The sequence below is a fragment of the Janthinobacterium rivuli genome, assembly GCF_009208735.1.
GTDB lineage: Bacteria > Pseudomonadota > Gammaproteobacteria > Burkholderiales > Burkholderiaceae_D > Janthinobacterium.
The window spans coordinates 379,010-388,763 of sequence record NZ_WFLJ01000003.1; the positions used below are offsets into that span (position 1 = coordinate 379,010).

Consider the following 9,754-nt stretch of genomic DNA (forward strand, 5'->3'; position numbering starts at 1 on the left):
TCGTTTCAATTGAGGTCCCCTACGGCGAGTGTCTGTTTCAGGTTGAGCGGCAGATAGGTAAATTGCAGGGCGCCCTGCACCACGCCGTCGAAGCGGTAGCGCTCTTCCAGCGTGTCGCCGGGGCGCGCCACCACGTTGCGTTCGCCCGCCTGCAGGAAGTAGGCCGCCTTGCCTTCGTCGACGAAACGGCCGAGGAATTGAAAGGGCAGCGGTGGCGGCGCGTTCGCATCGACGCGGGCGGCGGGCAGCGCGGCCTGGGCCGCCTGCTGGTTGAGCATGATCTTTTTCGGCGTCTCCGGCTGCCAGCTTTGCTTGGCGAACAGGGTGGCCGCTTCGTCGTCCTCGAGCGCCCGGCGCGGTTCGATGGTCAACGCGCGATGGGCTGGCGCAGCGGCAGTGGCTGCGGCGAGAGGCGCGACCGCCACCCGCTCCACCTGGCGCGGCGTGGCCGTGGCCGGGCCAACGATGCTGCCTTCGTCCTCGGGGGCGAAGAGGGCGGCCAGCAAGGTCGCCACGGCGGCGCCTCCCAGTACGGCTTTTTTCATCGGCGCACCTCCGCCTTTTTCACCAGCAGGATGAACTGGATGCGCGCGTCGATCTCGCCCGCTTCGATCTGTTCGCGCTTGAAGAGCACGGAGTCGAGCGTCAGGGTGGGCAGCGCCTGCAGGGCGTCGACGATAAAGGCTTGCAGCTGCGCGTACTCGGCCTTCACGGGCAGGGTGATCTGGTAGCGCAAAAAGGCCGTGTTGCCGTCTTCCTGCGGTTTGTAGTCGGCCTTGGCCAGGGTGACGCCGCTCTTTTGCGCCACCTCCAGCAATGCCTTCAACTGGTCGGGAATGCTGTCATGCGCGGGCAGGTAGGCGTGAAAGGCGGCCAGGCTGTCCGCATCGGCATCGAGCGTGACGACCGCTGGCGGCAGCGCCGACTGTCTGGCCGCTGCGGCCAGTTGCGCCGCCAGTTGCTGCTGGCGTGCGGCCAGCGCATCGCCCTGCCGCAGGGCGAAGGCGGCCAGCGCCAGACAGGCCGCGCCGATGGCGCAGGGCCAGCCCAGGGTACGCCATAGCCGTTGCGCTTCCCACCGCAGGCGCGGCGGCATGCGCAGCTGCAGGCGTGGACGGGCCACGGGCGCGCCGGCTTTGAACACGGGTTTTATTGCCGCCATTGCGCCTCCAGCTGAAAACGGTACGGGTGTTCGGGCGCGTTGGCGTTCATCTCGTGCTTGAGCAGATACACGGAGCCGAACATGGGCTGCTGGTTCAGGAAGGCCAGGTAATTGAGCATGTCCTGCGGCGTTTCCGCTTCGGCGGCGATCTTCAGGACGCTGGCGCCATCCTGTCCCTGCTGCGCATTCAGGTCCAGCCCCAGCAGGGCGATGCGCACGTCGCGCGGCGGCTGTACCGTCCTGACCAGGCGCGTGACGGGCAAGTTAAGCTGGCGCACGGCGGCGGCCACCTGTTTCAGTTCGAGGTCGCGTTCGCGCTGCTGGCTCGCCGAAAGGGGGGCGCGCACGGTGCGCGCGGGCTGCAGCTGCGCCAGTTGCGCTTCCAGGCGCCGTGTCTCCTGCGCCTGTACCAGCCAGTACCCGGCGGCCGGCAGCAGCATCAAGCCGCCCGCCAGGCACAGGGCGAGGCGCCAGCCGCTGAAGGTTTGCGCCGCGCCGGGGGACGCGAAGTCGATGCGGCTCAGGCCCATGCGGCCTCCCGCATCAGGTGGGCGGCGCCGGCCACCGGAAGGGGCTGGAAGCGTCCGGACAGATCGTCCTGCGGCACGCCGCTCAAGTCGAGCAGCGCCACGTGTTCGATGGCGTCGAGCTGCGGCGCGCGCAAGTTCCAGCGCCGCCACGCCCGATCCAGTTCGTCGCCCCAGGCGGCGCCGCAGGATTGGCTGTGCAGGGCCGAAATGCGCCCGCCGCTCGTCGTTGCCAGCAGCAGCCGTCCCGCTTCCACCAGGGCGAAGGCGGCAGGCTTGCCGCCGGCGATGCTGCGCCAGGCCGGCCCGACGATGGGTTCGATGGAGAGGATGCGCCGGCCATGCGCGGCCGCCGCCTCCTGCACGTCTTGCAGCAGGGCCGCATCGATGCCGCAGGCCAGGCGCGGCTTGCCATACGGCGCGTCGTCGGCGGCCAGGCGCCAGGCGCGCGCACCATCGCCATACACGGCAGCGAACTGGCTATGCAGGAAGCGCTGTGCGCTGTTCCGCTCGAGCAGGGCGCCGCTCCACGGCACCATCAGCATGGCGCACCAGCGGCTGGCCAGGCTGACGGCCAGCGGCAGTTTTTTTTCATTGTGCTGTTCCAGCCAGCCGCGCAAGCTGGCCAGCGCCACTTCCCAGCTGGCGTCGGGGTTCAGGATCGGCAGGTGGAAGGCGCTGCCGGCCACGGGACGGCCGGCGCGGCGCAGCACGCCGTCCATTCCGTGCGGCGCCAGGTGCAGGCACACGGTGGCGCGGCTGACACGTTCAATAAGTGACACGATTGAGCTCCGCTAAAGTGGTTTCGCCGCGCCGCACCAGGTCCAGGCCCGCCTCGCGCGCCAGGCGAAAGCCGTTGCGCGCCGCTTCTTCCTTCATCTGGCTCAGGGGTGCGCGCGTGCAGATCATTTCGCGCATGGCGTCGCTGAGCATCAGCACCTCGGCGACAGCCTTGCGGCCCTTGTAGCCGGTGCCGCGGCAATGGCCGCAGCCCTTGCCGGCCATGAATTGCCAGTCCTGCACCTGGTGCAGGGCCAGGCCGCTGTCGCGCAGCTGCTGCGCATCGGCCAGCACCTCGGCGCTGGCATCGACGGCGCAGTGGGCGCAATTGAGGCGCAGCAGGCGCTGCGCCACGATGCCGTTCAGGGCGGCCGCAAAGCTGTAGGCATCGACGCCCATGTGCAGGAAGCGGCCGACCACGTCGAAGACGTTGTTCGCGTGCACGGTGGTAAACACCAGGTGGCCCGTCAGCGCGGCCTGCACGGCGATCTGTGCCGTTTCATCGTCGCGGATTTCGCCGATCATGATCTTGTCGGGATCGTGGCGCAGGATGGAGCGCAGGCCGCGCGCGAACGTCAGCCCCTTCTTTTCGTTGACGGGTATCTGCAGCACGCGCGGCAGGCGGTACTCGACGGGGTCTTCGATGGTGACGATCTTGTCGCGTCCAGTGTTGATCTCCGTGATGGCCGCGTACAGGGTGGTGGTTTTGCCGGAACCGGTGGGGCCCGTCACCAGCAGCATGCCGTGCGGCTTGGCGGCCAGGCGGCGGATCTGCTCGATGGCGTCCTCGTTCAGGCCCAGGCTTTCCAGGCGCAGCGTCTGCGCCGCCTCCGTCAGCGCGCGCCGGTCCAGCAGGCGCAGCACCGCGTCCTCGCCAAAGATATTCGGCATGATGGAGACGCGGAAATCGATCTCCGCACCTTTTACGCGCACCTTGAAGCGGCCATCCTGCGGGATGCGGCGCTCGGCGATATCGAGGTCGGCCATCACCTTGATGCGCGAGATGATCTGTTCGGCCATCGCCAGCCCCTGCACCTGGCCCGCCTGCACCAGCACGCCGTCGACGCGGTATTTGATAACCAGGCTGGCCACGTCGCATTCGAGGTGTATGTCGCTGGCCTGGAATTTCAGGGCGTCGTAGATGGTGGAGTTGACCAGTTTGACCACGGGGCTGCTGTCCTCGCTGATGCGGATCAGGGAGATGTCCTCGATGCTCTGGTCGAGTCCCGGCACGTCATCGCCATGCTGCATCTCCTGCATCGCCTGCTGCACGCTTTCCTGCTGCAGCAGATAGGCGGCCAGGTCGTCCGGGTGCGCCAGCGCCACCGTGAATGGGGTGGATAGGGCGAAGTCGGCCCACTGCAGCAAGTCTTCTGCAAACGGGTTGCCGACGACGAGCACGGGCGGCGCGCCGGGCACGCCCGGCTGCAGCAGCACGCAGTCGCGCTGCGCGCAATCCGTGTAGGGCAGCAGGGCAAAGGCGGGCAAGGCAGCCTGCAGCTCGGCCATCGTCCACGCCGGATAGCGGAACAGGGTGGCCAGCTGGCGCAAAAAGACTTCGGGCGGCAGGGCCGCCGTTTCCTGCAGCACGGCCATCTGTGGACGGCCCTGTTTCAGCGCGCTGGCGTGGGCCCGGCGCAGCATGGCCGCATCGAGGATGGTGCGTTCTTCGTCGCGCGCGTTCATGACATGAACTTCAAGATAAGCTCCCGGCCAGTTCAAAGATCGGCATGTACATCAGCACCACCACGCCGCCGATGACGACGCCGATGATGGTCATCAAGAGCGGCTCGAGCAGGCGCGAGGCCCAGTCCACCCAGCGGGCGAATTCCTCGTCGTGGAACTTGGCCGAGCGTTCCAGCATGTCGCCCAGGCGGCCCGTGTTCTCTCCTACTTTCAGCAGCGATTGCGCCACCGGCGTGGCCATGCCGGCCTGTTCCAGCGCGGTGGAAAACGGCATGCCCTCCTGCACCGCGCGGCGCGCCTGCGCCAGCTGCTCCTGCTGCGCCGGCAGCAGCATGGGGGCCACCATGGCCAGCGCCTTGTGCAGCGGGATACCGGCATGCAGCAGCAGGCTGAGAGCCCGGTAGAAGCGGGCCAGGCGGAACTCCGCCGCCTTCCCGGCCAGCACGGGCAGGCGCAAGAGGCGCAAGACCAGGGCCTGGCGCGCGCCGGCATTGGCGATGCCGAAGACCACGGCGCCGACGGCGGCGGCGAGCGCCGTGGCGCACAGCAGCGGATGCGCGGCCAGGGTCTGGCCAAAGCCGAGCAACATCTGCGACATCCAGGGAATCTCGCGGCCCGAGCTTTCGTAGACGACGCTGAATTTCGGCACCACGTAGCCGAGCAGGAACAGCGTCACCAGGCCGCCGACGACGAGCAGCATGCACGGGTAGATGGCGGCGGAAATGAGTTTTTTGCGGATGGCGTCGAATTGCAGCTGGTAGCCGACGAAGCGCGCCAGCGCCTCGGGCAGGTTGCCCGAGCGTTCGGCCGCATGCACGGTGGCGATGTAGATGTCGGGGAAGATGTCTGGAAAACCGGCCAGGGTGTCGGAAAAGCTCTGTCCTTGCTGCAGGGTGAGCACGATGGCGGCCAAGGTGGCCTTGGCGGCCGCGCGCGTTTCCTTGTTGTGCAGGGTGGCCATGGCCTCGCCCAGGTTCAGGCCCGCCTCGAGCAGGGCCAGCAACTCCTGGCTGAATTGCAGCAGGGGCAAGCCCTGCTTGCCGGGACGCGGCGCGGTACCCGCCTCCTGCGCGGCGCCAGCGTCGACGGCCAGCACGCGCCAGCCGCCGCGCACGGCGGCGCGGATCGCCTCGGCCTCGCTGGCGGCGTCGATGGACAGCGCCTGGCTGCCCGCCGGGCCCTGCACCTGGAGGTGGAACTGCATGGCCGCGTCAGGCGAGCATGGTGGCAGGCGTAAAAATGGACAGGCTGGAATGGGGGAAAGCGCGTGCGGACAAGGTCGAAGTAGGCATCGGTCAGGAACAATCCAAAAAAAGTTCAATTCGTCGCGGGTACCGGCAGCAGGCAAGATGCAATCACTGCCTCAGGGTAGACTGGAATTGCCGGGAAATCAATCGTGCTGTGCGGACAAGCCGTGAATCGATGGCTTGCCCGCAGGTTCAAGCGCTTACTGGGTGACCAGGCTGACCTTGTCGATCACGAACGAGGTTTGCAGCGAGGCGTCCTCGGTGGCGGCAAACGAGATCTGCACGGTCTGGCCCTTGTAGGCGATCAGGTCGAAGGTGCGGATCTGGTAGCCGGCCGCCTTGTTCACGTTCGAGTACGAGGCCAGGGTGCCCAGCACCGTGCCGGCGCTGTTCTTCACGGTGACGACCAGCTTGTCGTACACGGTATTGCCCGTTTCAGCCGTGTCGATATGCAGCGCGAAGCTCAAGCTGGCCGAGGTGGCGGCGGCCGGAATGGCCACGCTTTGCGTCAGCGATTCGCTGGCCGTGGCGCCATTGCCGCCCAGCCAGGCGTACTGCGTGCCTTCGTACGCGGTTTGCCCCGTGAAGGTGCCGATGGCGCCCGTGGTGCCGCCCCAGCCCGTGGCGCCGGACTCGAAGCCGCCGTTCGTCACGCGTTCCGTGGCGCTACTCGTGCCCACCGTCAGCGTGGCGTTGTTCGACGTGGCCGTCACGGCGGGCGAGGATGAATCCGTCACCGTGGCCTTGAAGACGGCGCCGTTGTCGGCCGCCACCGTGGTGAAGCTGTAGGCGGGCGACGTGGCGCCGCTGATCACGGCGCCGTTGCGGTACCACTTGTAGGTGTACGGTGCCGTGCCGCCGCCCGCGCCCACGGCGAACGAGGCGGTGGCGCCCGGTGCGACGGTGATGCTGGCCGGCTGGCTGGTGATGGTCACCGCGCCGCCCGTGGTCGATTCATCGACGTCAGTACCGACGTTGATGGCCGCATACGCGCGCTTGACGGCCGTCGCTTCGGCGCTGCCCACGCCATACAGTTCCTCGGCTGCCTGCAGCACCTTGTTGCGCGCGTCGGCGTAGTTGGTCGACGAGGTGAACTTGGTGGTGGCGGCCTTGAACCAGATGCGGTAAGCCTTGTCGCTGCCGATACCGGTCATGGCCAGCGGGCTCTTGTTCAGGTAGGAGCTGTAGTAGTCGCTGCTGGACGTGGAATTCGAGCCTTGCGACAGGAAGTAGAACATGCGGTTGTTCGGACCGCTGCTGTAGTGGACGTCGAGGTTCTTGATGGTGCTGCTCCACGCATTCGGGCTGCTGCCATCCTTGCTCGGCTTGTACAGCCAGCGCAGCGGCTGGCCATTCTTGGCGATTTCCTTGCCCGTCATCCAATCGTTACCCGTGTTGGGGATGCTGGTGCCCGTGCCGCCGGCGCGCGCATAGGCTTCCACCATTTCGCCGGCGATGTCCGAGCTCGATTCGTTCAAGCCGCCCGACTCCTGCGAGTAGATCAGGCCCGAGGTGGCGTCCGTGATGCCGTGGCCCATTTCATGGCCGATCACGTCGATGGAGCCGAGGTTGTTGAACGAGCTGCCGCCGTCGCCGATGTACATGCACTTGCAGCTGCTGTCGTAATAGGCGTTGTCGTAGGCCGTGTTGACGTGGGCGGCGATGTGGGTGGCCGTGTTGTTGCCGTCCAGGCTGGACCAGCCCAGCACATTCTTGTGCGTGTCGTAGGTGTTCATCAAGCCCCACATCGCGTTCACGGCCGCCGTCTGGCCGTTGGCGTTGGTGGTGCTGCCGCCGCTGATGTATTGCTGACCATCGCCCCAGGTATTGCTGGTGCTGCTGTACACGCTGCCCGAGCTGGTGCCGTGGTTGGCGTTCGTGATGGCCATGCCGCCGAAGCTTCCGCCGGTGCCGCGGCTGGGGTCCTTCATGGTGTAGGTGCTGCCCGTGAGCGTGGTGTTGAGCGGCACCTGGCCGTTGTACTGGCTGTTGCCGATGCCGGCGACGGTTTTCAGGGCTTTCCACTGGCGCAGGATGCGGCCATCCCTGGCGCTGACGACGGTGTCGTAGTAGACCGGCTTGCTGCCGCTGATCATGCGGGTCTGCACCAGGTAGGCCAGCTCGTAGTGGTCGACCACGTCCTGCACGTCGAGGGCGTTCAGCGCGGCTTCCGACTTGTTCTCGGCGCCGGCCACGCGCACCGTTTTCATCACGGGGTAGATCAGCAGCTGCGCGTGCGGCGGCACATGGTCGACGGCCGGCACGCCGATGCTTTTCACAGCAGCGGCGATGGCGGCGGCGGCGCTGACGGCCGGCGTGGTGTCGATATCGGTGGTGGCGCTGCGGGTGACGGCATTGACGCCACCGCTACCGAGGCCGGACGCGCGGTCCGACACGGATTCGCTGACGATGTCGCCGGCGCTGTTGCTGACCACTACTGTCTCGGAGCCGAAGACGGGCAAGCCCTTGTAGGTGTGCTGTACGCGGCTCACGCGCGTGCCGCTGACGCCCGGATGCTGGGCGCCGACGGCAAAGCCATGTTCGGTATTCAGGCCGCGGCTGCGCGCCTGCGCAGCCAGCTTGTTGACCAGGCTGGCGTTCTCTTGTGGAGATGCCAGGGTGACCGGGGCGGCCATCAAAGTCTGTGGCAGCGGCGTGGCGGCATTGGCCGTGGTGGCCATCAGCGGCAGGGCGGCGATGGATGCGGCAACTATCGTCAAACGTAAATTCATTTCTGCTCCATGGTATCGGTTAAGGAAATGGTGAATGAGCTGGCCGCAATGCCTGATGGCCACCCCGGCGTGCCTGGCGGCGGGCGGATAGCCTGCCGTTTTGTGGTGGCATGACGCCGGGTAGGGGGACACTAAACTTGTCGAGATCGCCATGTCAAAAAATTCAATAAATGGGTCACCAGGCGAATTTTTGTTAAGAATTGAACATTTATCGGCGCCGCATCATTGGAAAGTTTGATCTATCACAAGCTGCAACTTTTGTTTTGGACTAGTGCTCAAAATGGCGTGTTCTGTTGGAAAAACACTGTTGCCTTTTCTGAATGTTGCGATCTACACTAGCTCTTCGCATTGTCCCCAGCGGGCCGCGCGCAGACAAAAAAAGCGCACGCGGCAATGACCGCGTCCAGATACAGCGCATCGGGAAAAAAATCGGGAGTTTCACATGACGTCAGTTCTGTTTTCTGCTGTTGGTTTCAGTCATTTCCCTTCTGGGACGGCCCTCATGCTGCATCCGCCTTCCTAGCCGCCGTTACCCGGCCCTTCCCCTACGAGGGGATTTTTTTCAGTGAGTCCGACCGCGCCGCCTGGCGCGGCCGATAGCGCAGCGCATCCTTTTTTCAGGAAGGGTTGCCGGCTCCTGGTGCGTGCACCGGAATCACCGGCCCGACGAACTATGCTTTCGATAGCGACCAAAGTGGAACAGATCGTGATGGAATCGGCCTTTCTCAGCGAGGGATTGGGCCGGGGCTTGCTGAACTTGTCGGAACTGGCGCGCCAGCTGCAGCCGCAATTGCAGAGCGACTTATGGAAACCCGTGGGGCAGGCCGCCGTGGTGATGGCGCTGCGCCGACTGGCCGAACGGATGCCGCAACAGAAGAGCGGCGAGATCGTGCTGGCGCACCGCGCGGGAGAATTGAGCACGCGCAGCGAGCTGATGATTTTCACCTACCGTTACTCCGACCAGACGTATGCCTGCCAGCGCCAGCTGCTGGCGCTGGCCGCGCCCCAGCGCGGTACCTTCATCACGATCACGCGCGGCGTCAACGAGGTGATGGTGATCTGCAGCCGCAGCCTGCATGCACTGGTGGAAGAAGTCTTTGGCAGCGAGCAGGAACTGGCGCGCCTGGAACGGGTGACGGCCGTGACCCTGCACCTGGCGGCCGAAACCTGCTATACGCCGGGCGTGTATCACGCCATCCTCAAGCGCCTGGCCTGGGAGCGCATCAACCTGATCAACATCATCTGCACGTATACGGAGCTGACCTTGCTGCTGGAGGCGTCGCAGACGGGGGCGGCCTTTTCCGTATTGTCGACCATCGTCGCGCAATGAAAAAGGCTCTGTCCTCGTAAAATAGGGGAAATGCCGGAATCTTCCCATGACGGTGCTGTATGACTCTGCATACCCATCAAACAGGGAGCCGATCATGCAGCCAGCCGAATGGATCAGCTTTATCGCCCAGTTTGCGCAGTTGAACCGGCGCCAGCGGCAGGCGGGCATGGCCCTGCTGCGTGGCAACACGCCACACGACGCGACCGTCGCGCTGCTGGAGGGTGTGGCGCATTCGCGCTTGGCCTGCCCAGCCTGCCACTCGCCCCACCTGCACCGGCATGGCCATGCGC

General features: G+C 65.8%; 8 protein-coding genes and 1 pseudogene. 2 read left to right on the plus strand and 7 right to left on the minus strand.

Going from position 1 to position 9,754, the window contains the following annotated elements; all coding sequences use genetic code 11:
- Positions 1 to 5: 5 nt before the first annotated feature.
- From GCN78_RS06065 to GCN78_RS06095, 7 genes are all read right to left on the minus strand, one after another.
- Positions 6 to 545 carry a hypothetical protein gene (locus GCN78_RS06065; RefSeq protein WP_152250873.1) on the minus strand — a complete coding sequence of 180 codons (540 nt, stop codon included), beginning with the start codon at positions 543 to 545 and terminating at the stop codon, positions 6 to 8.
- On the minus strand, positions 542 to 1,162 hold the full coding sequence (gene pilO, locus GCN78_RS06070) for a type 4a pilus biogenesis protein PilO (protein ID WP_152250874.1): 621 nt from the start codon (positions 1,160 to 1,162) through the stop codon (positions 542 to 544). Before pilO ends, GCN78_RS06065 begins: the two co-directional genes overlap by 4 nt.
- A complete protein-coding gene (locus GCN78_RS06075; protein WP_152250875.1) occupies positions 1,150 to 1,692 on the minus strand; it encodes a hypothetical protein in 543 nt (180 codons plus the stop codon). The genes pilO and GCN78_RS06075 overlap by 13 nt, the downstream gene beginning before the upstream one ends.
- Positions 1,683 to 2,471, minus strand: coding sequence for a hypothetical protein (locus GCN78_RS06080; RefSeq protein WP_152250876.1), 789 nt, complete (start codon positions 2,469 to 2,471; stop codon positions 1,683 to 1,685). Before GCN78_RS06080 ends, GCN78_RS06075 begins: the two co-directional genes overlap by 10 nt.
- Positions 2,458 to 4,155, minus strand: a complete 1,698-nt coding sequence (locus tag GCN78_RS06085; RefSeq protein ID WP_152250877.1) for a GspE/PulE family protein — start codon at positions 4,153 to 4,155, stop codon at positions 2,458 to 2,460. Before GCN78_RS06085 ends, GCN78_RS06080 begins: the two co-directional genes overlap by 14 nt.
- A gap of 10 nt (positions 4,156 to 4,165) precedes the next feature.
- Positions 4,166 to 5,359, minus strand: a complete 1,194-nt coding sequence (locus GCN78_RS06090) for a type II secretion system F family protein (RefSeq protein ID WP_152250878.1) — start codon at positions 5,357 to 5,359, stop codon at positions 4,166 to 4,168.
- A 243-nt stretch (positions 5,360 to 5,602) separates the two neighbouring features.
- On the minus strand, positions 5,603 to 8,134 hold the full coding sequence (locus GCN78_RS06095; RefSeq protein WP_152250879.1) for a M4 family metallopeptidase: 2,532 nt from the start codon (positions 8,132 to 8,134) through the stop codon (positions 5,603 to 5,605).
- 709 nt (positions 8,135 to 8,843) lie between these two features.
- On the opposite strand from GCN78_RS06095, the gene GCN78_RS06100 reads away from it, so the two are divergent.
- Both GCN78_RS06100 and GCN78_RS06105 read left to right on the plus strand, forming a co-directional pair.
- Positions 8,844 to 9,464 (plus strand): hypothetical protein, encoded by a 621-nt coding sequence (locus GCN78_RS06100; protein ID WP_226939497.1) that lies wholly within the window; start codon positions 8,844 to 8,846, stop codon positions 9,462 to 9,464.
- 94 nt (positions 9,465 to 9,558) lie between these two features.
- Positions 9,559 to 9,754, plus strand: a pseudogene (locus tag GCN78_RS06105) (IS1595 family transposase); the annotation flags it as partial.

What these genes read in the sequence shown, in the direction of transcription:
- GCN78_RS06090 (WP_152250878.1), bottom strand. Translation starts at nt 5,359, where the DNA reads ATGCAGTTCCACCTCCAGGTGCAGGGCCCGGCGGGCAGCCAGGCGCTG.
- GCN78_RS06075 (WP_152250875.1), bottom strand. Translation starts at nt 1,692, where the DNA reads ATGGGCCTGAGCCGCATCGACTTCGCGTCCCCCGGCGCGGCGCAAACC.
- pilO (WP_152250874.1), bottom strand. Translation starts at nt 1,162, where the DNA reads ATGGCGGCAATAAAACCCGTGTTCAAAGCCGGCGCGCCCGTGGCCCGT.
- GCN78_RS06085 (WP_152250877.1), bottom strand. Translation starts at nt 4,155, where the DNA reads ATGAACGCGCGCGACGAAGAACGCACCATCCTCGATGCGGCCATGCTG.
- GCN78_RS06065 (WP_152250873.1), bottom strand. Translation starts at nt 545, where the DNA reads ATGAAAAAAGCCGTACTGGGAGGCGCCGCCGTGGCGACCTTGCTGGCC.
- GCN78_RS06100 (WP_226939497.1), top strand. Translation starts at nt 8,844, where the DNA reads ATGGAATCGGCCTTTCTCAGCGAGGGATTGGGCCGGGGCTTGCTGAAC.
- GCN78_RS06095 (WP_152250879.1), bottom strand. Translation starts at nt 8,134, where the DNA reads ATGAATTTACGTTTGACGATAGTTGCCGCATCCATCGCCGCCCTGCCG.